This is a genomic window from Pseudomonas sp. D(2018) (assembly GCF_005502555.1).
Taxonomy (GTDB): Bacteria; Pseudomonadota; Gammaproteobacteria; order Pseudomonadales; family Pseudomonadaceae; genus Metapseudomonas; species Metapseudomonas resinovorans.
Genome location: NZ_SCOK01000014.1, coordinates 1 through 21,234, shown reverse-complemented (window position 1 = coordinate 21,234; position 21,234 = coordinate 1). Strand labels below are relative to the sequence as shown.

General features: G+C 64.7%; 21 protein-coding genes. 13 read left to right on the top strand and 8 right to left on the bottom strand.

All coding sequences use genetic code 11. From position 1 onward, the window contains the following. Positions 1-155 precede the first annotated feature (155 nt). On the bottom strand, positions 156-2,300 hold the full coding sequence (gene dinG / locus FFS60_RS11455; protein WP_028631019.1) for an ATP-dependent DNA helicase DinG: 2,145 nt from the start codon (positions 2,298-2,300) through the stop codon (positions 156-158). Between the two features lie 98 nt (positions 2,301-2,398). On the opposite strand from dinG, the gene FFS60_RS11450 reads away from it, so the two are divergent. Beyond that, positions 2,399-2,863: a CopD family protein gene (locus tag FFS60_RS11450; protein ID WP_028631020.1), complete on the top strand. Its 465-nt coding sequence runs from the start codon at positions 2,399-2,401 to the stop codon at positions 2,861-2,863. 34 nt (positions 2,864-2,897) lie between these two features. Here the strand turns inward: FFS60_RS11450 and FFS60_RS11445 are convergent, their stop codons facing one another. From FFS60_RS11445 to FFS60_RS11430, 4 genes are all read right to left on the bottom strand, one after another. Further along, complete coding sequence (locus tag FFS60_RS11445) at positions 2,898-3,659, bottom strand: collagen-like protein (protein WP_137822023.1); 762 nt, start codon at positions 3,657-3,659, stop codon at positions 2,898-2,900. Further along, entirely contained in the window at positions 3,652-3,930 is a 279-nt protein-coding gene (locus FFS60_RS11440) for a DUF1145 domain-containing protein (RefSeq protein ID WP_028631022.1), read from the bottom strand. The genes FFS60_RS11445 and FFS60_RS11440 overlap by 8 nt, the downstream gene beginning before the upstream one ends. Positions 3,931-4,053: 123 nt before the next feature. Then, positions 4,054-4,779 carry an OmpA family protein gene (locus tag FFS60_RS29235; RefSeq protein ID WP_028631023.1) on the bottom strand — a complete coding sequence of 242 codons (726 nt, stop codon included), beginning with the start codon at positions 4,777-4,779 and terminating at the stop codon, positions 4,054-4,056. Between the two features lie 96 nt (positions 4,780-4,875). Beyond that, positions 4,876-5,565 carry an OmpA family protein gene (locus FFS60_RS11430; RefSeq protein ID WP_028631024.1) on the bottom strand — a complete coding sequence of 230 codons (690 nt, stop codon included), beginning with the start codon at positions 5,563-5,565 and terminating at the stop codon, positions 4,876-4,878. A gap of 130 nt (positions 5,566-5,695) precedes the next feature. Between FFS60_RS11430 and FFS60_RS11425 the strand changes: the two genes are divergently transcribed. Continuing rightward, positions 5,696-6,193, top strand: coding sequence for a DUF6231 family protein (locus tag FFS60_RS11425; RefSeq protein ID WP_028631025.1), 498 nt, complete (start codon positions 5,696-5,698; stop codon positions 6,191-6,193). A gap of 3 nt (positions 6,194-6,196) precedes the next feature. Then, a complete protein-coding gene (locus FFS60_RS11420; RefSeq protein ID WP_137822022.1) occupies positions 6,197-6,667 on the top strand; it encodes a YchJ family protein in 471 nt (156 codons plus the stop codon). Between the two features lie 42 nt (positions 6,668-6,709). Here FFS60_RS11420 and FFS60_RS11415 read toward each other — a convergent pair whose 3' ends face one another. Next, positions 6,710-7,273: a hypothetical protein gene (locus tag FFS60_RS11415; protein ID WP_137822021.1), complete on the bottom strand. Its 564-nt coding sequence runs from the start codon at positions 7,271-7,273 to the stop codon at positions 6,710-6,712. A gap of 114 nt (positions 7,274-7,387) precedes the next feature. Between FFS60_RS11415 and FFS60_RS11410 the strand changes: the two genes are divergently transcribed. The 6 genes from FFS60_RS11410 to nadE all read left to right on the top strand — a co-directional run bounded on the left by FFS60_RS11410 (position 7,388) and on the right by nadE (position 13,820). After that, positions 7,388-7,888, top strand: a complete 501-nt coding sequence (locus FFS60_RS11410) for an LEA type 2 family protein (protein WP_028631028.1) — start codon at positions 7,388-7,390, stop codon at positions 7,886-7,888. Positions 7,889-7,895: 7 nt separating this feature from the next. Further along, entirely contained in the window at positions 7,896-8,096 is a 201-nt protein-coding gene (locus FFS60_RS11405) for an SEC-C metal-binding domain-containing protein (protein ID WP_028631029.1), read from the top strand. A gap of 80 nt (positions 8,097-8,176) precedes the next feature. After that, positions 8,177-8,827 carry a glutathione binding-like protein gene (locus FFS60_RS11400; protein ID WP_137822020.1) on the top strand — a complete coding sequence of 217 codons (651 nt, stop codon included), beginning with the start codon at positions 8,177-8,179 and terminating at the stop codon, positions 8,825-8,827. 82 nt (positions 8,828-8,909) lie between these two features. After that, positions 8,910-11,450: a penicillin acylase family protein gene (locus tag FFS60_RS11395; protein WP_137822019.1), complete on the top strand. Its 2,541-nt coding sequence runs from the start codon at positions 8,910-8,912 to the stop codon at positions 11,448-11,450. Positions 11,451-11,772: 322 nt separating this feature from the next. After that, the gene (pncB, locus tag FFS60_RS11390; RefSeq protein ID WP_137822018.1) at positions 11,773-12,978 is read left to right on the top strand and encodes a nicotinate phosphoribosyltransferase; all 1,206 of its coding nucleotides are present in this window, start codon (positions 11,773-11,775) and stop codon (positions 12,976-12,978) included. Between the two features lie 11 nt (positions 12,979-12,989). Further along, positions 12,990-13,820, top strand: coding sequence for an ammonia-dependent NAD(+) synthetase (gene nadE, locus FFS60_RS11385; RefSeq protein ID WP_137822017.1), 831 nt, complete (start codon positions 12,990-12,992; stop codon positions 13,818-13,820). Between the two features lie 260 nt (positions 13,821-14,080). Here the strand turns inward: nadE and dcd are convergent, their stop codons facing one another. Next, a complete protein-coding gene (dcd, locus tag FFS60_RS11380; RefSeq protein WP_028631034.1) occupies positions 14,081-14,647 on the bottom strand; it encodes a dCTP deaminase in 567 nt (188 codons plus the stop codon). Between the two features lie 91 nt (positions 14,648-14,738). Next, positions 14,739-15,833, bottom strand: coding sequence for an iron-sulfur cluster carrier protein ApbC (apbC, locus tag FFS60_RS11375; protein ID WP_028631035.1), 1,095 nt, complete (start codon positions 15,831-15,833; stop codon positions 14,739-14,741). Positions 15,834-15,979: 146 nt separating this feature from the next. Here apbC and metG point away from each other — a divergent pair, with 146 nt between their 5' ends. The 4 genes from metG (at position 15,980) to FFS60_RS11355 (ending at position 21,189) form a co-directional block, all read left to right on the top strand. Beyond that, entirely contained in the window at positions 15,980-18,013 is a 2,034-nt protein-coding gene (metG, locus tag FFS60_RS11370; RefSeq protein ID WP_137822016.1) for a methionine--tRNA ligase, read from the top strand. 241 nt (positions 18,014-18,254) lie between these two features. After that, a complete protein-coding gene (locus tag FFS60_RS11365; protein WP_028631037.1) occupies positions 18,255-18,809 on the top strand; it encodes an Rnf-Nqr domain containing protein in 555 nt (184 codons plus the stop codon). Then, a complete protein-coding gene (rsxB, locus tag FFS60_RS11360; protein WP_137822015.1) occupies positions 18,806-20,185 on the top strand; it encodes an electron transport complex subunit RsxB in 1,380 nt (459 codons plus the stop codon). Before FFS60_RS11365 ends, rsxB begins: the two co-directional genes overlap by 4 nt. Next, positions 20,182-21,189, top strand: coding sequence for an RnfABCDGE type electron transport complex subunit D (locus FFS60_RS11355; protein WP_137822014.1), 1,008 nt, complete (start codon positions 20,182-20,184; stop codon positions 21,187-21,189). Before rsxB ends, FFS60_RS11355 begins: the two co-directional genes overlap by 4 nt. Positions 21,190-21,234 lie beyond the last annotated feature (45 nt).

Below are 21,234 nucleotides of genomic sequence, written 5' to 3'. Positions count from 1 at the left end.
AATGCAGTGCATAGACCGCAGTAAGTTCGTCTCTCGCCATGGGTGCGACAAAACGAAGCGGGCGAGGCGGATGCCACGGGGCACCCGCAAAACCCCGGCATCATCGCAGATGGGGGGAGCACAGCGTCAAGGGCGGGCTGTCGAGCTCAGGGCGCTCAGGCGATCTCGCGACGAAACGGCGGCAAGGCATCCAGGATGGCGCGACCGTAACGCTGGGTGACCACTCGTCGATCCAGCAGGGTGATGGTGCCGCGGTCTGCCTCGGTGCGCAGCAGTCGACCGCATGCCTGTACCAGGCGCAGTGAGGCATCGGGGACGGCGATCTCCATGAAGGGATTGCCGCCTCTAGCCTCGATCCAGTCGGAAAGCGCCGCTTCCACCGGGTCGTCCGGCACGGCGAAGGGAATCTTGGCGATCACCACGTGCTCGCAATAGGCGCCCGGCAAGTCGACGCCCTCGGCGAAGCTGGCCAGGCCGAAAAGCACGCTGGACTCGCCATCGTCCACCCGCGCCTTGTGTTTGTTCAGCGTTTCCTGCTTGGACAGGTTGCCCTGGATCAGCACGCGCTTGCGCCAGTCACGCTCAAGGCCTTCGAACACGTCCTGCATCTGCCGGCGCGAGGCGAAGAGCACCAGGGTGCCGCGCGCTCCCTCTACCAGGTCAGGCAGCTCACGGACGATAGCCGCGGTGTGGGCAGCGGCATCGCGGGGGTCGGCCTTGAGATCAGGCACCCGCAGCAGACCGGCATCGGCGTGATGGAACGGGCTCGGTACAACGGCGGTGACGGCAACCTTGGGCAGGCCGGCGCGCATGCGGAAGCGGTCGAATTTGCCCAGGGCGGTCAGGGTGGCGGAGGTTACCAGGGCACCGTAGGCCACGTTCCACAGGTTGCGACGCAGGGTCTCCGCCGCCAGGATCGGGCTGGCGTTGACCTCGATGTCATGCAAGGCACCGCTCTCGGCCAGAGTCAGCCAGCGCGCCATCGGCGGGCTGTCTTCCGGGTCTTCGGCGGTGAACGCGGTCCACAGCTCCCAATTGCCCTGGGCGCGGGACAGCAAGCTGCCGAACAGCGGATACCACTCCTCGGCCTGGTGGCTGGCGATGCCGATGCTGGCTTCACCGTCCATGGCTTCCTTGAGCAGTTCGGTGAGCCGCGTAAAGACGTCATGCAGCCTGGAGAAGCCCTTCTTCAACTCGATGCCCAGTTCCCGCAGGTGCTCGGGTACGACGCCGGCCTCGAATCGGTGCCGCGGGCGGTCGCGACCTTCCATGTCCTCGCCGGCACGGAAGTCGGCGATTTCCTCACAGGCGTTGAACATGAACTGCTGGTGGGTACGGATCTCCCGCGCCAGCTCCGGCACGCCTTCCATCAGGCGGCCGAAGTCACCCGGCAAGGGGTTCTGCGCCAACAGCTTGGTCAGGTTCTTGGCTACTTGCTCCAGCCAGTCGGCGGTTGAGCGCAGGCGGGTGTAATGGGCGAAGTGGCCAATGGCCTTGTCCGGCAGATGGTGGCCTTCGTCGAATACATAAAGCGTGTCGCGCGGGTCCGGCAGCACGGCACCGCCGCCCAGGGCCAGGTCCGCCAGCACCATGTCGTGGTTGGTGACGATCACATCCACCTTGGTCATGCCTTCCCGCGCCTTATAGAAGGCGCATTGCTGGAAGTTCGGGCAATGGCGCTTGGTGCATTGGCTGTGGTCGGTGGTGACACGGGCCCAATCCGGGTCCTCGATGGCTTCGGGCCAGGAATCGCGATCACCGTCCCAACGATTGCCGGCGAGGCGCTCGATCATCTGGTTGAGCAGCTTCTGGCCCTTCTCATCGACGTCGATCCTGAAACCTTCGTCTTCGAACAACTGCGCCGTGGCGCTCTGCGCCTGGCCTTCCTGGAGCAGCATGTCGAGCTTGGACAGGCAGAGGTAGCGACCACGGCCCTTGGCCAGGGCGAAGCTGAAGTTGAGGCCGCTGTTGCGCATCAGGTCGGGCAGGTCCTTGTGGACGATCTGCTCCTGCAGGGCCACGGTGGCGGTGGCAATCACCAGGCGCTTGCCCGCGGCCTTGGCGGCAGGAATGGTCGCCAGGCTGTAGGCCACCGTCTTGCCGGTACCCGTCCCCGCTTCCACCGCTACCACCGCGGGCTCGCCCTCGCGATGCCCTTCGTCGTCGACAGGGATAGCGCCCAGGACCTTGGCCACTTCGGCGATCATCAGGCGCTGGCCATAGCGGGCCTTGAGCCCCTTGGCTTCGAGAAAACGGCTGTAGGCGCCCTGGATCTGGGACTTGAGTTCGGTGCTGAGCATGGACAGTAATGAAGGCGGGAGCTGGATAAATTTTCAGTACTTTAACAGGGCGGCTATGATAGCGCGCCTTATTTTGCCCGCCGAATGGAGTTCACCGGATGACTGCCCACGCTGCCCTTTACGCCCTGCACCTGCTGGCCGCCCTGATCTGGGTCGGCGGCATGTTTTTCGCCTGGATGATCTTGCGGCCGGCCGCCGTCACCACCCTGGAACCCCCGGCCCGACTACGCCTGTGGCTGGACGTGTTCCGCCGTTTCTTCCAATGGGTATGGCCGGCGGTGCTGGTACTGCCCTTTACCGGGGTCGGTATGCTGCACCTGTCGTACGCCAGCATGGAAGCGGCGCCGCGCTACGTGCACATGATGATTGGCTTGTACGTGGCGATGCTGGCGCTGTTCCTGCGGGTCAGCGCCCTGCTGCTGCCGCAGCTGCGCACGGCGGTGAATGCCGAGAACTGGCCGGAGGGTGGTGCGGTGCTGGGTCGCATCCGCCGGGTGGTGGGGTTCAATCTGCTGATCGGGCTGGCGCTGGTGACGATTGTCGCCATCCGCCCCAGTTTCTGAATTCAGACGCACGTCCCTGTGCGCCATCTCTCGCTCAGAAGCGTACGACCTTGAGGCTGCCGGTAGCGCCGGCAGCACCGGGGTGGCCGGGCTGCCCGGCGCGTCCACCCCTGGCGCCGTCAGCCTTGTAGAGCAGACAGCCCTTGCTGGCTCCGCCATGCCCACCCGCGCCCCCCTCGCCCGGCGCACCACCGGCACCGCCTTCCAGGCGGACGCGCACCTGCTCCACCGGGAAGGTTTCAGGCACTTCCAGGCGCACCTGGCCACCGGCGCCACCCGTTTCGCCATTCTCGCCGGGCTGGCCATCCCAGCCCCGCTCTGCCTGGCCCCACAGGCATCCAGCCGCGTCACCATCGGCGCCATCCAGCCCCGGACGACCAGGCGCGCCGATGCCGCCACGCACGTCCAGAGTGATCTCGTCCACACGGACATCCACCAGGCGCAGATCGAGGTTACGGCCAGCGCTGGCCAGCCTGTTCATGCTGCCGGCCGCACCCGATGCCGTGATATGGCTACCGGTGCCGATCTCTCCTCGCTGCACTTCCAGGCGGAACGCCTGCGCGGATGGCGCAATGCCCAGACGCGCGTCGCGCCCCATGCGCAGTTCACCGATCTTCAGCTCGGTGACACCCGCCGGGATCAGCAGCGTAGCGTGGTCGGCAACCTCGACCTGATCGAGGCTGAGACTGCCTACTCTCTGCGGTAGCTTGAGGAAGTTGTGGGCATCCACTTTCACCTGACCCTGGGCCAAGGCCATCGGCGCGACTAGGACCGCCAGCAGGCAAAACTTACGCATGACCGGCCTCCTTGGCGGCGTGACGTGGAATGCTGAGCAGGTGAAAAACGCCGAACAGGAGCAGTTGCATGCGATCCAGCCAGGGACTGGCACGGCCGCGAAGCAGCGAATTGAACAGCATGATTTCGAACAGGTGCACCAGGATCAGCAACAACCCGGCACCGTTCAGCAGCATCTCGAATGGCCTGGCGAAAGGTGAGATCAGATTGGCGATCACCACCAGCCAGAACAACAGGGCAACCAGCTTGCCCAGCCCCATGATTAGACGCATGCCTTCCCCCTAGCATTGTTTTAGTTTTGCGGAACATACGCCGAAGGCCGGCGGCGCACCAGAGCGTCGCCGGGATAAGCGTGGGACTGGGGCCGGCCCCTAGGTTTCGGGTGTAAGCGTCATTCAGCGATCAACATGGATTTCTACCCGGCGATTCTGCGCACGTCCGGCATCCGTTCCGTTGTCCGCCACGGGCCGGCTTTCGCCCATGCCCTCAGCCGTCAACTTGCCGGCCGGCACGCCCTCGCTCGCCAGGAAATCCGCCACACTCTGCGCCCGGCGTTCGGACAATCCCTGGTTGTAAGCGTCGGCCCCGGTGCTGTCGGTGTGGCCTACCACCTTGACGCTGACCAGATTGGCACCGGTCAGGCGGTTGGCAATGGCCACCAGTTGCTCCTTGGCCGTGGAGGTCAGCTCGGCGGAATCGAAGGCGAAGAGCACATTGCCCATGTCGCTGAGTACGATCACTTCATCCTGGGGTGGCGGGGCTTCGACAGGCGCTTGTGGGTAGGTTCGCTCCGGGCAGCCGCGAGAGTCGACAGTCAAACCGGATGGTGTGTTCGGGCAATTGTCACGGCGATCGAAAACGCCGTCGCCATCGGCATCGCCATCCTGGGCATAACAGATGAGTCCACCGGCAATCGCGCCGGCTGCGGCACCGCCGGCCGCCCACGCGGAACTCTCGATGGCACCCAGGCCACCGCCCACCAGACCACCGATCAGACTGCAGATTGGCCAATTCCCCTGATTCAACGCCGCACTGCCGTCACTGGACGTGGAGGCGCAACCAGACAGGAAACTGCTGACCAGAAGAAGGGAAATCGCAACCCGGGGAAGCTGCTTGCCCATGATGATTCTCCTGTGCCACCGGCCAAACCGGTAACACAGGAGTTAAGACCCGGAGACCACGGCGCACAAGGCGTACGCCGTGGATTTCCCTGGGGTTTAGCGGTCGATCTGGATTTCCACTCGACGGTTCATCGCACGACCGTCCTTAGTGGCGTTGTCGGCCAACGGCTGGCTTTCACCCGCACCACCCACACTGAGGATGTTGGAAGCCGGGATACCACTGCTCACCAGATAGTCGGCAACCGATTGAGCACGGCGCTCCGAGAGTTTCTGGTTGTAGGCATCGGAGCCAACGCTGTCGGTGTGACCAGTGATGGTCAGCTTGGCGTCGGGGGCTTCGTTCTTCAGGCGACTGGCAACGGTGTCCAGCTTGGCTTCGTCGGCCGGGTCAAGCTTGGCGGAGTCGAATGCGAACAGCAGGTCGCGGACAACAATGGTTTCATGCTCGACGACCTCTTCGACCACCGGCTCTTCTACCTTGAGCGGGCAGCCATCGGCGTCCACTTGGGTACCGGGCGGAGTGCCAGGGCACTTGTCGCGGCTATCAAGCACACCATCGCCATCTTCGTCGCCATCGCCATGAACCCAGCAATAGGCGGCTGCAGTACCCGCGCCGATCAGGGCGCCCCAGCCAGCATAGGTACTGCTTTCAATCGCACCCAGTCCCGCACCTACCACACCCCCTACTGCAGCGCACTTGGGCCAGTCGGTTTTCTGCAAGCCGGCGCAGCCGGTCAGCAAGCTGGTCACAAGAAGAAGGGGTAAAGCTGTCCGTGTAATGCTCATAAGCGAGTCTCCTCTTAGAATCGGCCCATACCGACAAATAGGGAGTAAAGACGCCAGCCCCGGAAACCGCCAGCACTAGGCCATGTCTTGCCTTCAGGCTAGTCTTGCCCCACTGGTTCGAGGATTTTCAATGACTGACAGCTTCTCTTCCCGCACGCCCCAGCAAGCCCTCGCGGCTCTGCTCGAACGTTATGCCCCGCGCAGCCTGCTTCTGGTAGGCAACAGCCCCCTCCCTGCACTGGAAGCCTTTGCTGCCGCCCACCCGGACAGCCAGGTGATGCAGGTCCCCGCCGGCCCGTTGCCGCCGGAGCAGGCAGGGTGTCGTTTCGACCTTGCGCTGCTGGCGGACTGCCTGGAGCACCTGCCCAAACGCACCGGCCTGCAACTGCTGGGTGGCATTCGCAACCTGAATGCCAGCCGGGTAGCCGTGCTCGCGGACCTCAACGCCTGTGGCTGGCAGGACACCGACTTCTTCTCCCTGGCGCTGCAGGCCAGCGAACGCTTCCGCCGCGACCAGCAGACCCTGACCCTTTTCACCTACGACCTGCGCGAGTACAAGCAGGTCCCCGACTGGCTGAACGCCAAGTTCTGGGCCAACCCGGAAAACTTCGGCAAGTACTGGTGGTAAGCCATGAGCACTGCGATCTGTCCCTGTGGTAGCGGCAACCTCCTCGATGTCTGCTGCGGACGCCATCACGCCGGCCACCCCGCCGCCAGCGCCGAGGCGCTGATGCGTTCGCGCTACAGCGCCTATGTGTTGGGGCTGGTGGACTATCTGGTGGAAACTACACTGCCCGCCCAGCGCGCGGACCTGGACGTCGATGCAATTCGCGCCTGGAGCCTTTCCAGTACCTGGCTCGGCCTGGAGGTGGAAGGCCATGAGCTCCTTGGCGGCCAGCCCGAGCACGCCTTCGTCACCTTCACCGCGCGCTGGCATGACCAGTCGGGTGAACACAGCCACCGTGAAAAGTCCGCCTTCGTCCAAACGGATGGCCGCTGGTACTTCCTCGACCCGACCGTCGTGGTCAAGGCAGGGCGAAACGACCCCTGTCCCTGCGGCAGTGGCCAGAAATTCAAGAAGTGCTGTTCGAGTTACTTCTGAACCACCAACGAAGAGGCCCGCGAACTGCGGGCCTCTTGCACTCTATTTGCGCTCTTCCAGGCGCAGATGGGAGGTGTCTGGCGGAGGGGCAGCCGGAGGCGACTTCTCCTGGCCCATATCGCTACCGACTGGCGCCAAGCTCAGGGCCGACAGGTCGAAACGCGGGGCCGTTGCCTGCGGCTTGGCGTCCTGCAGGTCCGCGCCGACCGGGGCGATACCAAAGTCCGGTGCATCCACTCCGACAAAGGCGGCCATGTACTCATCGCGCGGCGCCACCTTCAAACGGCCCGGCGCGGCGGACTGGACCCGGGAAGCTGCCGGCGCGGACTGGACCTGGGGTTCGGGCGGCGGGGCCAGTTCGACTTCCTCGATTTCCGGCTCCATGAACACCACCTCGACCAGCGCGCCTGCGCGCTCCAGGGTCGAGCGGTATTTTTCTGCGGCGGCTTCATCCAGGTTGCTCTTCAGGACTACGCGCCGCCCGGAGAACAGCATGGCAATCCGCTGGGCATCCGCCTGGAACAATTTGGCGAGGTTGGCCTGCACCAGTTCCAGTCGAGCACCGGATACCAGCTTCCCGGAAAAGGCGATCTCGTAACGCCCCATTGGTCACACTCCTGTCCGAATTGCCCTGCAGTATGGCGCAGGTTTTTTTCGGCCCACAACAGGTTGCGGCCAAGCAGTTGCTTGTTACACTGGAGCGTCACTTGGAGTATTGCAATGTTTTCCCAGGCGCAAATGATAAGAATTCTCAGCCTATTGTTTTTCTTGGCCCTCCCTTTTTCGGGCCTCAGCGGATGTTCCACCTGGATCAGCGACAGCTTCCAGGACCCCGACGTGCGCCTGCTCAAGGTGGACGTGGTGCGTGCCAAGCTGCTGGAACAACAGTTCGTGCTGCGCTTTCGCATCGACAATCCCAACGATGTCAGCCTGCCAGTGCGCGGGCTCGTCTACACCGTTCACCTCAATGACGTGAAGCTCGCTTCAGGCGAATCCAGCACCTGGTTCACCGTGCCTGCCCATGGCAGCCAGACGTTCGATGTCCCGGTGCGCACCAACCTGTGGCGCCACATGAAGTACATCGTCAAGCTCCTGGAAAAACCCGACGAGCCCATCAAGTACCGCCTCCAGGGCGAAGTGAAGACCGGGTTGATGTTCGGCAAGAGCGTGCACCTCAGCCGCAATGGCGAGATAATCCCCGGCAGTTTCATCCCGGAGTAGAACTTTCATGAGTCAAGAACCCCACGTCCATGGTCCGAACTGCAACCACGACCATGACCACGACCACGATCATCAGCACCACGTCCATGGCCCGCATTGCAACCACGGCCACCAGGAGCCGGTGCGCAACCCGCTGAAAGAAGTGGGCCGCAACGATCCCTGCCCCTGCGGCAGTCAAAAGAAATTCAAGAAGTGCCACGGCGCCTGACGCCCGCGCACTTTCCCAGGCCCGCCTAGTGCGGGCCTGTTCGTTTCAGGACCAAGCAAATACCCCTTGGAGACTTCCAGATGATCGACCTGTACTACTGGACCACCCCCAACGGCCACAAGATCAGCCTGTTCCTCGAAGAAACCGGCCTGCCCTACCGCATCCACCCGATCAACATTGGCAAGGACGAGCAGTTCCAGCCGCACTTCCTGAAAATCTCGCCGAACAATCGCATCCCCGCCATCGTCGACCACGAGCCGGCGGACGACGGTGAGCCGCTGTCGCTGTTCGAGTCCGGCGCCATCCTGCTCTACCTGGCCGAGAAGACCGGCCGCTTCATCCCCGAGGACCTGCGCAGCCGCCAGGAATGCCTGCAGTGGTTGTTCTGGCAAATGGGCGGACTTGGCCCGATGGCCGGGCAGAACCACCACTTCAACCGTTTCGCCCCGGAGAAGCTGCCCTACGCCATCCAGCGCTACGTGAAAGAGACCGCGCGCCTCTACGGCGTACTCGACAAGCGCCTGGCAGACCGCAGCTATGTTGCCGGCAGCGAATACAGCATCGCCGACATGGCCATCTACCCCTGGATCGACCGCCACCCGTGGCAGGAGCAGAACCTGGACGAGTTCCCCAACCTCAAGCGCTGGTACCTGGACATCCAGGCCCGTCCGGCTACTGTTCGCGCCTACGCGCTGGTGGAACAGGTGAATCCGGCTGCTGTGAAAAAGTAGGCTGGACGGCGCTTGCACGGCGCGGGGCGGCTCACTAACGTAGCGCGTTTGATCAGATGCCCCTCTCAGGAGAGCCCGTTCCATGGCTTTGCCAGCCTTCAAGCGCTTCCTTCCCCGGTTCTGCGTTGCCGCCGCCGCTGGCGCCATGATCGGCCTCAGCGGCTGCCAATCCTGGCTGGACAATCGCTACTCCAGCAGCCTGCCGCCCACCTCCGGTATCCAACCGGTCAAGGGCCTGGCTCAGAGCGTCTCGATCCGCCGCAACCCGCTGGGCATGCCGCTGATCGAAACCACCACCTTCCACGACGCCCTGTTCACCCTTGGCTACGTCCACGCCTCCGACCGCCTCAGCCAGATGGTCGGCCTGCGTCTGATGGCCGAGGGCCGCCTGGCCGAAATGGCCGGCCCCGGTGTGCTGGAAATCGACCGTTTCATGCGCGCGGTGAACCTGCGCAAGAGCGCCGACATCCTTTACAAGAACGCCTCGCCGCGCCTGAAGGAGTTCTTCGCGGTCTACGCCCGCGGTGTCAACGCCTACCTGTACCGCTACCGCGACAAACTGCCGATGGACCTGGCCGAGTCCGGCTACAAGCCGGCGTACTGGAAGCCGGAAGACTCGGCGCTGGTGTTCAGCCTGCTGAACTTCGGCCTGGCGGTGAACCTGCAGGAAGAAATCGCCTCCCTGGTCATGGCGCAGAAGGTCGGCGCCGACAAGCTGGCCTGGCTGACCCCAATCTACCCGGATGAGCCGCTGCCCTTCGAAGAAGCCGAGAAGCTCAAGGGCCTGCAGCTCGGTGGCCAGATTCCCGGCCTGACCGCGTTGAACGACGCCGCCGGCCAGATCGCTGCGCTGAACATGCTCGGCGTCGCGGCCTCCAATAACTGGGCCATCGCACCGCAGAAGAGTCGAACCGGCCGCAGCATCCTGGCCAACGACACCCACCTGCCGCTGTCCATGCCCTCGGTGTGGAACTTCGTGCAGATCCGCTCGCCGAAATTCCAGGCAGCGGGCGTTTCCATCGCTGGCGTGCCAGCCGTGGTCGCCGGCTACAACGGCAAACTGGCCTGGGGCATGACCATGGTCATGGGCGACAACCAGGACCTGTTCCTGGAAAAGATCAAGCGCGAGGGCAGCCGCCTCTATTACCAGGCCAACGGCAAATGGGTACCTGCCAGCGAGCGCATGGAAACCTTCTTCATCAAGGGCGAGCGCCCGGTGCGTGAGGTGATCTACGAAACCCGCCACGGCCCGCTGCTGAACTCGGTACTGGGGCAGCGCAAGCACCCGTTGCAGCCACTGGAGATCAAGAGCGGCTACGGCATCGCCCTGCAGACCAGCCAGTTCGAGGCCGACCAGTCCCTGGACGCCTTCTTCGCCCTGTCGCGCGCACAATCGGTGGAAGCAGCCCATGAAGCGACCCGGAACATTCGCGCCGGGGCCCTGAATATCCTCTATGCCGACGCCCAGCACATCGCCTGGCAGGTCACCGGCCGCTATCCGAACCGCCGCGAAGGCCGCGGATTGCTGCCCTCCCCCGGCTGGGATGGCCGCTACGATTGGGACGGCTACGCCGACCCCATGCTCCACCCCTACGACCAGGACCCGGCCCAGGGCTGGCTCGGCACCGCCAACCACCGCACCGTACAGGGCGGCTACGGTGTGCAGCTGTCCAACTCCTGGTACTACCCGGAGCGCGCCGAGCGCATTGCCGAACTCGCCGGCAGTGGCAAGCACGACTGGCAGAGCATGATCGCCATGCAGTACGACCAGACCAGCCCCTTCCCGGCCAAGCTCAAGGCCATGCTGCAAGACCCCGGTATGGCCCAGCCACTCAGGCAGGCCATCAACGCCCTGCCATCCGCCGACCGCGCCAAGGCCCAGGAAGGACTCGACCGCCTGCTGGCCTTCGACGGCCGTCTCAGCCCCACGTCGGCCGACGCCGCCTACTACGGCGCCTTCCTCCACGAAAGCGCGCGGCAGATCTTCCTCGACGAACTCGGCCCGGAAACCAACCCGGCCTGGCGCGCCCTGGTGCAGACCGCCGACCTCTCCTACTCGGCCCAGGCCGACCACCTGCTGGGCCGCGTCGACAGCCCGTTCTGGGACGACGTCAGCACCCCGCAGACGGAAGACAAACCGGCCATCCTCGCGCGCAGCCTGGCCGCCGCCGTCAGCTACGCCGAAAGCCGATTGGGCGCAGACCGCAAGGCCTGGCAATGGGGCAAGCTGCACACCTATGAATGGGTGACCGAAAGCACCCAACTGGCGCCGTACATGAGCGCCAGCCAGCGCACCGGCCTGAATGCCCTGAAGGGCTATCTGGATCGCGGCCCTTACCCGGCCGGCGGCGACCACAGCACCCTCAACGTCTCGGCCTACCACTGGGGGCAGGACTTCAACACCTGGCTGATCCCGGCCATGCGCATCATCGTCGACTTCGGCCAGCCCGAACCCATGCTCGGCATGAACAGCTCCGGCCAGTCCGGCAACCCGGCCAGCCCGCACTACGCCGACGGCATCGATGCCTGGCTCAAGGCGCGCTACATGAAGTTCCCCTTCCAGCCGCAGAACCTCGATGCCGTCTACGGCACCAAACGCCTGATGCTGACCCCGCAAAAATGATCGGGCGCTGGCGGAACTTCCCACCGCCCCGTCGCTCTGATCCAGTGGACTTACTCCATAGATCACATTTCAAGGCGCCCCCGGGCGCCTTTTCTTTTGCCTGCCGCCGGCAGGGAGCCGCTTTTCCTGTGGAGGCGAATTCGTTTGCCAAGGGATGCACCGCATCCCCCTTCGATGCCGCTGGCCGGAACTGCATTCCGGTTGGCGAATGAATTGGCCCCTACAAGGCTTGGCCGATTCCAGCCGTCTTGCACATCGCCGGGACCTTGCCGCATCCTGCGCCCTGCCCCTTTCCGGCTGCCCGGAGCTTCGAGACCCGACCATGGCTGACAGCGCCTTTTCCGGCCGCATCGTTCAGAACCTGCTGGACACCGACTTCTACAAGCTGACGATGATGCAGGCGGTGCTGCACAACTACCCCAACGCGGAAGTCGAGTGGGAGTTCCGTTGCCGCAACGATGAAGACCTGACGCCCTACCTGGCGGAAATTCGCTACCAGATCGAGCAGTTGGCGGACATCTCCATCACCCCGGACCAGTTGAACTTCCTCGAACGCATTCCCTTCATCAAGCCGGATTTCACCCGTTTCCTCAGCCTCTTTCGCTTCAACCTGCGCTACCTGCAACTGGGCATCGAGGACGGACAGCTCTGCGTGCGCCTGCGCGGCCCGTGGCTGCACGTGATCCTCTTCGAGATCCCGCTACTGGCGATCATCAGCGAGGTGCGCAACCGCTACCGTTATCGAGATGTCCGGCTGGTCCAGGCCCGCGAGCAGCTCTACCGCAAGCTCGACTGGCTCAAGGCCAACGCCACCGACGACGAACTGGAAGGCTTCCAACTGGCCGATTTCGGCACTCGCCGGCGCTTCTCCTACCGGGTCCAGGAGGAAGTGGTGCACATCCTCAAGCGTGACTTTCCCGGGCGTTTCGTCGGCACCAGCAACGTGCACCTGGCTCGCGAGTACGACCTCAAGCCCATCGGTACCATGGCCCACGAATGGTTGATGGCCCACCAGCAACTCGGCCCGCGCCTGATCGACAGCCAGATCGCCGCCCTCGACTGCTGGGTGCGCGAATACCGAGGCCTGCTTGGCATCGCCCTGACCGATTGCATCAACATGCAGGCCTTCCTCACCGACTTCGACCTGTACTTCGCCAAGCTTTTCGATGGCCTGCGCCACGACTCCGGCGATCCGTTGGAGTGGGCGGAAAAAGCGATTCGGCATTACGAGAAGCTCGGCATAGACCCGCTGACCAAGACCCTCGTATTCTCCGACGGCCTCGACCTGCCGAGAGCGCTGGCGCTCTACCGTGCCCTGCGCGGGCGGATTCACGTCAGCTTCGGCATCGGTACCAACCTGACCTGCGACATCCCCGGCGTCGAGCCCATGAACATCGTGATCAAGATGACCGGCTGCAACGGCCAGCCGGTGGCGAAGATTTCTGATGCGCAGGGCAAGACCCAATGCCGTGACGAGAACTTCGTCACCTACCTGAAACACGTTTTCCGCGTCACCGACGCCCAGTAAGGACTCCGCACATGAGCAGCAACCGCCAGCAAGAAATCGCCAAAGCCCTGGACGTTGTTCCGCCCTTCGCCAACGAAGCCGCCCTGGTGGCCGAAATCGAACGCCGCAAGGCCTTCATCAAGAACTGCCTGCGCACGTCCGGCCTCAAGGTCCTGGTGCTGGGCATCAGCGGCGGCGTCGATTCCACCACCGCTGGGCGCCTGGCCCAGCTAAGCGTCGAGGAACTGCGCGCCGAAACCGGCGATGCAGGCTACCGCTTCATCGCCGTGCGCCTGCCCTACAACGTCCAGCACGACGAGTCGGACGCCCAGATAGCGATGAACTTCATCCGCGCCGATGAAGAAGAGACCGTCAACATCGCCGACAGCGTGATCGGCCTGGCCGAACAGGTCACCCACCTGAACCACCTCACCGATGCCCGCCGCGACTTCGTCACCGGCAACATCAAGGCGCGCATCCGCATGGTCGCCCAGTTCGCCATCGCCAACGCCAACAACGGCCTGGTGATCGGTACCGACCACGCCGCCGAGGCAGTGATGGGCTTCTTCACCAAGTTCGGCGACGGTGCCTGCGACCTCGCTCCGCTCTCCGGCCTGGTGAAGAACCAGGTGCGCAGCATTGCCGATTACCTCGGCGCGCCGGACTCCCTGGTACACAAGGTGCCCACCGCCGACCTGGAAGAACTGCGTCCTGGCAAGCCGGACGAAGAGGCCCATGGCGTGACTTACGAGGAAATCGACGCCTTCCTCCACGGCCAGGAAGTCAGCCCCGAGGCGTACGCCACCATCGTCCGCACCTACGACAACACCCAGCACAAGCGCATCCTGCCGCTGGTGCCCTGATGTGACGAAGGGTGGCTCGCGCCTGATGCTCTTCGCTTACCTTTAGAAGGGGCAGGCCGAAGGCCTGCCCCGTCAGAGTGCGCGGTGATGGGCAGGGACACGTTGGGTTTCGTTCCTCTACGCAACCTATGAAACCGGGCCTGAGATCAGGCTCGGCAGGCGCATCTCCCCCTGAGTGGAAGTGCAGCCAGCGCAGTTGAACGTCTATCGCAGGCACTAAAAAGCCGGGCATTGCCCGGCTTCTTCGTTGCGGATCGGCCTCAAGCCTTGGGCAGGGTTACCCCGGTCTGGCCCTGGTACTTGCCGCCACGGTCCCTGTAGGACACTTCACAGGCTTCGTCCGACTGCAGGAAGAGCATCTGCGCCACGCCTTCGTGGGCATAGATCTTCGCCGGCAGGTTGGTGGTGTTGGAGAACTCCAGGGTCACGTGGCCTTCCCACTCGGGTTCCAGCGGGGTCACGTTGACGATAATGCCGCAACGGGCATAGGTGCTCTTGCCCAGGCAGATGGTCAGCACATCGCGGGGAATGCGGAAGTACTCGACCGTGCGCGCCAGGGCGAAGGAGTTCGGCGGGATGATGCAGACGTCGCTGTTGATGTCCACGAAACTCTTCTCATCGAAGTTCTTCGGGTCCACCACGGCGGAATGGATGTTGGTGAACACCTTGAATTCCGCGGCGCAGCGCACGTCGTAGCCGTAGCTGGAAACGCCGTAGGAAATCACCCGGCTATCGTCCGCGCCGCGCACCTGGCGCTCGACGAACGGCTCGATCATGCCGTGCTCCAGCGCCATGCGGCGAATCCACTTATCCGATTTGATGGTCATGGCGGGCGTCCTGTCAGGGGCTGAAAAATTGACCGCGAATCTTACAGTCCGGCGCAGGCCTGGGCAAAGGCCCCGCCGGATGGCCGGAACGTCAGTCGTCGCTGATCGTAATGTTCGGCATGGCGGTGGCCGCCTGGTCGGACAGCGCGATACGCGCGCCGACGCAGCGGGCCATCTGCTGGTAGATCATGGCGATCTGGCTTTCCGGGTCGGCGATGGTGGTGGGCTTGCCGCCATCGGACTGCATGCGGATGGCGATGGACAGCGGCAGCGACGCCAGTAGTTCCACGCCGTACTGCGCGGCCAGCTTCTCGCCGCCGCCCTCGCCGAACAGGTGCTCGGCGTGACCGCAGTTGGAGCAGATGTGCACGGCCATGTTCTCCACCACGCCCAGTACCGGGATGTTCACCTTGCGGAACATCTCCACGCCCTTCTTGGCGTCCAGCAGGGCCAGGTCCTGCGGGGTGGTGACGATCACGCTGCCGGCCACCGGCACCTTCTGCGCCAGGGTCAACTGGATGTCGCCAGTGCCCGGCGGCATATCCACCACCAGGTAGTCGAGGTCTTCCCAGGCGGTCTGGGTGATCAGCTGGATCAGTGCGCCGGAAACCATCGGGCCGCGCCACACCACCGGGGTGCTGTCGTCGGTGAGGAACGCCATGGACATCACCTGCACGCCATGGGCCTCGATGGGCACGAAGAACTTCTGGTCACGCACCTTCGGCCGGGTGCCTTCGGGGATGCCGAACATGATGCCCTGGCTGGGGCCGTAGATATCGGCATCGAGGATGCCCACCCGCGCGCCTTCGCGGGCCAGCGCCAGGGCCAGGTTGGCGGCGGTGGTGGACTTGCCCACGCCGCCCTTGCCGGAGGCCACGGCGATGATGTTCTTCACGTTGGCCAGGGCCGGCACTTGCTCCTGCGCCTTGTGCGCCTCGATCACGCAATCCACCTGCACGTCCGCGCTGTCCACGCCGTCCAGGTTCTCCAGGGCCATCTTCAGCATCTGCGCCCAGCCGGACTTGAACAGCCCGGCGGCGTAACCCAGCTCCAGGCGCACACGGACCTTGCCGCCCTGGATATCGATTTCGCGCAGGCAACCGGCGCTGACCGGGTCCTGGTCGAGGTGGGGATCGGTGAACTGGCGCAGGGTCGCTTCGACTTGGGCGCGGGAAACGGTGCTCATGGCAGGACTCCAAATAAAGACCGAGCAAATCAGGCGGCTATCCTACCCGACCACCCGCCCGCTTGGTCCTCCAGGCGTGAAAAAATCGCGCCGGGCCTATATAGTTGCCGACTTCCCTTTTGTTTCGTATCCGGTAGCCGAGCACCATGACCGAGCCCCGCAAAATCCTTGTGACAAGCGCCCTCCCCTATGCCAACGGGTCCATCCACCTCGGGCATATGGTCGAGTACATCCAGACCGACATCTGGGTGCGCTTCCAGAAGATGCGTGGCAACCAGGCAGTTTACGTCTGCGCCGACGACGCCCACGGCTCCGCCATCATGCTGCGCGCCGAGAAGGAGGGCATCACCTCCGAGCAGTTGATCGACAACGTCCGCGCCGAGCACACCACCGACTTCGCCGACTTCCTGGTGGACTTCGACAACTACCACTCCACCCATTCCGAAGAAAACCGCGCGCTCTCCAGCAGCATCTACACCAAGCTGCGCGACGCCGGCCACATCGGCACCCGCCCGGTGACCCAGTACTACGACCCGGAAAAGCAGATGTTCCTGGCCGACCGCTTCATCAAGGGCAGCTGCCCGAAGTGCGGCACCGAAGACCAGTACGGCGACAACTGCGAATCCTGCGGCGCGACCTACTCGCCCACCGAGCTGAAGAACCCGAAATCCGCCATCTCCGGCGCCACGCCGGTGCTCAAGGAATCCCTGCACTACTTCTTCAAGCTGCCGAACTTCGACGCCATGCTGAAGGAATGGACCCGCAGCGGCGCCCTGCAGGAGTCGGTGGCCAACAAGATCGCCGAGTGGCTGGACGCCGGCCTGCAGGAATGGGACATCAGCCGTGACGCGCCCTACTTCGGCTTCGAGATCCCGGACGCCCCCGGCAAGTACTTCTACGTCTGGCTGGACGCCCCTATCGGCTACATGGCCAGCTTCCAGAACCTCTGTGCGCGCCGTCCCGAGCTGGACTTCGACGCCTTCTGGAACAAGGACTCCAACGCCGAGCTGTACCATTTCATCGGCAAGGACATCGTCAACTTCCACGCCCTGTTCTGGCCCGCCATGCTCGAAGGCGCCGGCTACCGCAAGCCGACCGCGCTGAACGTACACGGCTACCTGACCGTGAACGGGCAGAAAATGTCCAAGTCCCGCGGCACCTTCATCAAGGCGCGCACCTACCTGGACCACCTGCAGCCGGAGTACCTGCGCTACTACTACGCGTCCAAGCTGAGCCGCAGCGTCGACGACCTCGACCTGAACCTCGACGACTTCGTGCAGAAGGTGAACTCCGACCTGGTGGGCAAGGTAGTCAACATCGCCAGCCGCTGCGCCGGGTTCATCCACAAGGGCAACGCCGGCAAGCTGGTGGCTGAAAACGCCGCACCGGAACGGTTCGCCGACTTCAAGGCCGCCGTGCCGAGCATCGCCGAAGCCTATGAGAACCGTGACTTCGCCCGCGCCATGCGCGAGATCATGGCGCTCGCCGACCGTGCCAACGCCTGGATCGCCGACAAGGCGCCCTGGGCCCTGGCCAAGCAGGAAGGCAAGCAGGCCGAGGTGCAGGCCGTCTGCGCAGCGGGTGTCAACCTGTTCCGCCAGCTGGTGATTTTCCTCAAGCCGGTACTGCCGCAACTGGCCGCCGCCGCTGAGCAGTTCCTCAATGTCGCCCCGCTGACCTGGGACGACCACGAGACACTGCTCGCCGACCATCAGTTGAATGCCTTCAACCCCCTGATGACCCGCATCGAGCCGGCGAAGATCGAAGCCATGGTCGCCGCCTCCAAGGAAGACCTGGCTGCCGCCTCAGCCCCTAAAGGCAATGGCGAGTTGGAGAAAGACCCCCTGGCGGCGGAAATCGCCTTCGACACCTTCGCCGCCGTCGACCTGCGCATCGCGCTGATCGAGAAGGCCGAGTTCGTCGAGGGCGCCGACAAGCTGCTGCGCCTGAGCCTGGATATCGGTGATGCCAAGCGCAACGTCTTCTCCGGCATCAAGAGCGCCTACCCGGACCCGAGCAAGCTGGAAGGCCGCCTCACCCTGTACGTCGCCAACCTGGCGGCGCGCAAGATGAAGTTCGGCATCTCCGAAGGCATGGTCCTGGCTGCCGGCCCCGGCGGCGAGGAAATCTACCTGCTCAGCCCCGACAGCGGCGCCAAGCCGGGTCAGCGCGTCAAGTAACACCACTCGCTCCAGCAAAAATGCCCGCTCCTGCGGGCATTTTTGTTCAGGAGCACCGGATACGTAGGCTGTGGTGGAGCGAAGCGAGACCGATCGCTGGCTTAAGCCCGCCAACCGAATCCGCATGGACCTGAGCTAGCCTTGTATCAGGACACTGGCCACCGCGGCCGCGCCCCTGTACCGCTGCGGCAGCATTCCGGATAATACGCGGCCCTTTTTCAGCCCGGCGACGCCACGCCTTATGACCGACTTCATCTTTGCCCTGCTCGGTGCAGCGCTGGTCAACAACCTCATTCTCGGCCTGCCCCTGGGTGCCGACAGTCTGCGCCAGCCGCGCAGCCGGGCACTGGCCCTGGCCGGTGGTGCGCTGATCGCCCTCGCCACGCCGCTTGCCTGGCTGCTCGACCAGCTCATGCTGGCGCCATTGGGTCTCGATTCGTTGCGACTGTTCCTCTTCCTGCCATTGCTGGCACCGCTCGCCTGGCTTTGCCTGCGCCTGCTCGCACGCCTGCGCCCAGCGCTCACTCAGGACGGCCTCTGGCCGCTGCTGCTGGCCAACGGTGCGGCGCTGGGTGCCATGCTGATCGGCAGCGCTGGCAGCTTCAGCGCAGCCCTCGGCCTTGGCCTTGGCGGTGGCCTGGGCTTCTGGCTGGTATTGACCCTGTTCGACGACCTGCTCGGGCAAGTGGACGAGTCCAGGGTGCCCGCCGCCTTTCGCGGCACGCCCATGCTGCTGGTCTGCGCCGGCCTGATGGGCCTGGCCTTCCTCGGTTTCAACGGCATGGGGGCGCAATGAGCCAGGCCAGCCTGATCCAGCGCATCGACGCCCTGCTGCCACAGACCCAATGCGGCAAGTGCGGCCACCCCGGCTGCAAGCCCTACGCCGAAGGCATCGCCCAGGGCGAAGCGATCAACAAGTGCCCGCCCGGCGGCACCGCGACCATCATCGCACTGGCCGACCTGCTCAGCGTTCAGCCGCTGCCCCTGGAAGCCCCCAATGGCCCGGTTCCGCCGCAGATCGCCTTCATCCGAGAGGCCGAATGCATCGGCTGCACCAAATGCATCCAGGCCTGCCCGGTGGATGCCATCGTCGGCGCCGCCAAGCAGATGCACACCGTCATCACTGATGAGTGCACCGGCTGCGAGCTTTGCGTCGTGCCCTGCCCGGTCGACTGCATCGACATCCTGCCACTGGCTGAACCGGCCGCCAGCGCCCAGCGCCATCGCGCCGACCAGTTCCGTCAGCGCTTCGAATTCCGCAATACCCGTCTGGCTCGGGAAGAAGCACGCCGCCAGGCCGAACGCGAAGCCCGTGCGGCCCGCGCAGCACAGGCCCAGCAAAGCAGCGCTGCGGCTCCAACGGACGCGGTGCAGGCCGCCATCGAACGGGTGAAGGCGCAGAAAGCCGCTACCCCGAGCCTGAGCGACCAGCAGAAGCGCCTGAAGATCGAAGCGGCCATGGCCCAGGTGGCGCTGAAGAAGGCCGAGGCCCAGTACGAGGTCTATGGCACCTCCGACTTGCTGGCCCAGGTCACCGAGTTGCGCGCCGCCAATGACCAGGCCCAGGCTGCCCTCAAAGCCGCCATGCAAGCACCGACCCCACAGGTGGACGAAGCGGCCCTCAAGCAAGCGAAGATCGCCGCGGCCATGAGTCGGGCCCAACTGAGCAAGGCCGAAAAAGCCTTCGGTGAATCCCCCACAGCGGAACAACAAGCCCAACTGGCCGAACTGCGCGATGCCGTGGACCAAGCCCAGCAGCGCCTGGATGGCCTCCAGGGTACCCCTACCGCGCCTGCCGCCAGTGAAGGAGAGGCACGACTCAAGCAGGCCAAGATCGCCCTCGCCAGCCGTCGCGCCGAGCTGAAAAGCGCCGAGCTGCGCGGTGCCGATGAGGCCCAACTGGCGACGTTGCACCAAGCTCTGGTCGACGCCGAAGCGGCCCTGCATGCCGCCGAAGACGCCTCGGGCAAGCAGCCACCCAACCTGCAGCGCATCGACAAGCGCCCGGTGGACCCGGCCGTGCGTGCCATGAAGACCGAACTGGCCTATGCCCGCGCCGACGTCAGCAAGCTGGAGCGCCAGGCCGAAGCCGATCCGGCGGCACTGGCCCAGGCCCGCGAGCGTCTGGCCAAGGCTGAACGGGCCCTCGCCGAACAGTCGCCGTCGCCATGACCACGCGCCCGGCCTTCGACCCACGCCCCAGCATGCAGCTGGTGCTGGTCGCCTGCCTGCCGGGCCTGCTCGCACTGTTCTGGCAATACGGCTGGGGCAGTGTGCTGCAACTGCTGGTGGCTGTTTCGGTCGCCCTGCTGTGCGAGGCCCTGGTGCACCGCCAGCCGGGGCAGGGCGTCACCGCCGAAGCCTCCCTGTTCAACCTGCCGCTGCTGGGTGAAGGCAGCGCACTGGTCAGCGCTACCCTGCTGGCCCTGGCCCTGCCGCCCTACTCGCCCTGGTGGCTGACCGCCAGCGCCTGCGCCTTCGCCCTGCTGTTCGGCAAGGCGCTGTTCGGCGGCTTCGGGCAGAACCCTTTCAACCCGGCCATGCTCGGCTACGCGCTGGTATTGGTGGCCTTCCCCGCCCACCTCAACCAGTGGCCCACACCCGGTCAGCACCCTGGCCTGAGTGAGTCCCTGCAACAGGTACTGGGCCTTGGCGGCGGACTGGTGGATGGCTGGAGCCAGGCCACCGCCCTGGACAGCCTCAAGCACAACGATCGCCTGACCATCGACGAACTCTTCGCCAGCCACTCCGCCTTCGGCGGCTTTGGCGGGCGTGGCGCGGAATGGGTCAACCTGGCGTTCCTGCTGGGTGGCCTGTTCCTGCTGCAACGCAAGGTCATCCGCTGGCACGCACCCGTCGGTTTGCTGGCGGGGCTCTTCATCGCCAGCCTGCTGTGCTGGAACGGCTCCGGCTCGGACTCCAACGGCTCGCCGCTGTTCCACCTGCTCAGCGGCGCCACCATGCTCGGCGCCTTCTTCATCGCCACCGAGCCGGTCTCCGGCGCCGCCAGCGACCGCGGCCGCCTGCTGTTCGGCGTCGGCGCCGGCCTACTGGTCTACGTGATCCGCACCTGGAGCGGCTACGCAGACGGCATGACCTTCGCCATCCTGCTAATGAACCTGCTGGTCCCCACCCTCGACCGCTACGCTCCGCGCAGCCAGGAAGCGCAGCCGTGAACGGCCGCAGCCTGGCGCTCCTCCTCCTGCTGGCCGTGACTGGCC

Excerpts from the sequence above, each read along its gene's own strand:
- FFS60_RS11365 (WP_028631037.1), top strand. The coding sequence starts at position 18,255 with ATGACCGACTTCATCTTTGCCCTGCTCGGTGCAGCGCTGGTCAACAAC.
- FFS60_RS11445 (WP_137822023.1), bottom strand. The coding sequence starts at position 3,659 with ATGCGTAAGTTTTGCCTGCTGGCGGTCCTAGTCGCGCCGATGGCCTTG.
- pncB (WP_137822018.1), top strand. The coding sequence starts at position 11,773 with ATGGCTGACAGCGCCTTTTCCGGCCGCATCGTTCAGAACCTGCTGGAC.
- apbC (WP_028631035.1), bottom strand. The coding sequence starts at position 15,833 with ATGAGCACCGTTTCCCGCGCCCAAGTCGAAGCGACCCTGCGCCAGTTC.
- FFS60_RS11415 (WP_137822021.1), bottom strand. The coding sequence starts at position 7,273 with ATGGGGCGTTACGAGATCGCCTTTTCCGGGAAGCTGGTATCCGGTGCT.
- FFS60_RS11450 (WP_028631020.1), top strand. The coding sequence starts at position 2,399 with ATGACTGCCCACGCTGCCCTTTACGCCCTGCACCTGCTGGCCGCCCTG.
- FFS60_RS11425 (WP_028631025.1), top strand. The coding sequence starts at position 5,696 with ATGACTGACAGCTTCTCTTCCCGCACGCCCCAGCAAGCCCTCGCGGCT.
- FFS60_RS11395 (WP_137822019.1), top strand. The coding sequence starts at position 8,910 with ATGGCTTTGCCAGCCTTCAAGCGCTTCCTTCCCCGGTTCTGCGTTGCC.
- nadE (WP_137822017.1), top strand. The coding sequence starts at position 12,990 with ATGAGCAGCAACCGCCAGCAAGAAATCGCCAAAGCCCTGGACGTTGTT.
- FFS60_RS11430 (WP_028631024.1), bottom strand. The coding sequence starts at position 5,565 with ATGAGCATTACACGGACAGCTTTACCCCTTCTTCTTGTGACCAGCTTG.
- metG (WP_137822016.1), top strand. The coding sequence starts at position 15,980 with ATGACCGAGCCCCGCAAAATCCTTGTGACAAGCGCCCTCCCCTATGCC.
- FFS60_RS11420 (WP_137822022.1), top strand. The coding sequence starts at position 6,197 with ATGAGCACTGCGATCTGTCCCTGTGGTAGCGGCAACCTCCTCGATGTC.
- dinG (WP_028631019.1), bottom strand. The coding sequence starts at position 2,300 with ATGCTCAGCACCGAACTCAAGTCCCAGATCCAGGGCGCCTACAGCCGT.
- FFS60_RS29235 (WP_028631023.1), bottom strand. The coding sequence starts at position 4,779 with ATGGGCAAGCAGCTTCCCCGGGTTGCGATTTCCCTTCTTCTGGTCAGC.
- FFS60_RS11440 (WP_028631022.1), bottom strand. The coding sequence starts at position 3,930 with ATGCGTCTAATCATGGGGCTGGGCAAGCTGGTTGCCCTGTTGTTCTGG.
- FFS60_RS11400 (WP_137822020.1), top strand. The coding sequence starts at position 8,177 with ATGATCGACCTGTACTACTGGACCACCCCCAACGGCCACAAGATCAGC.
- FFS60_RS11355 (WP_137822014.1), top strand. The coding sequence starts at position 20,182 with ATGACCACGCGCCCGGCCTTCGACCCACGCCCCAGCATGCAGCTGGTG.
- rsxB (WP_137822015.1), top strand. The coding sequence starts at position 18,806 with ATGAGCCAGGCCAGCCTGATCCAGCGCATCGACGCCCTGCTGCCACAG.
- FFS60_RS11410 (WP_028631028.1), top strand. The coding sequence starts at position 7,388 with ATGTTTTCCCAGGCGCAAATGATAAGAATTCTCAGCCTATTGTTTTTC.
- dcd (WP_028631034.1), bottom strand. The coding sequence starts at position 14,647 with ATGACCATCAAATCGGATAAGTGGATTCGCCGCATGGCGCTGGAGCAC.
- FFS60_RS11405 (WP_028631029.1), top strand. The coding sequence starts at position 7,896 with ATGAGTCAAGAACCCCACGTCCATGGTCCGAACTGCAACCACGACCAT.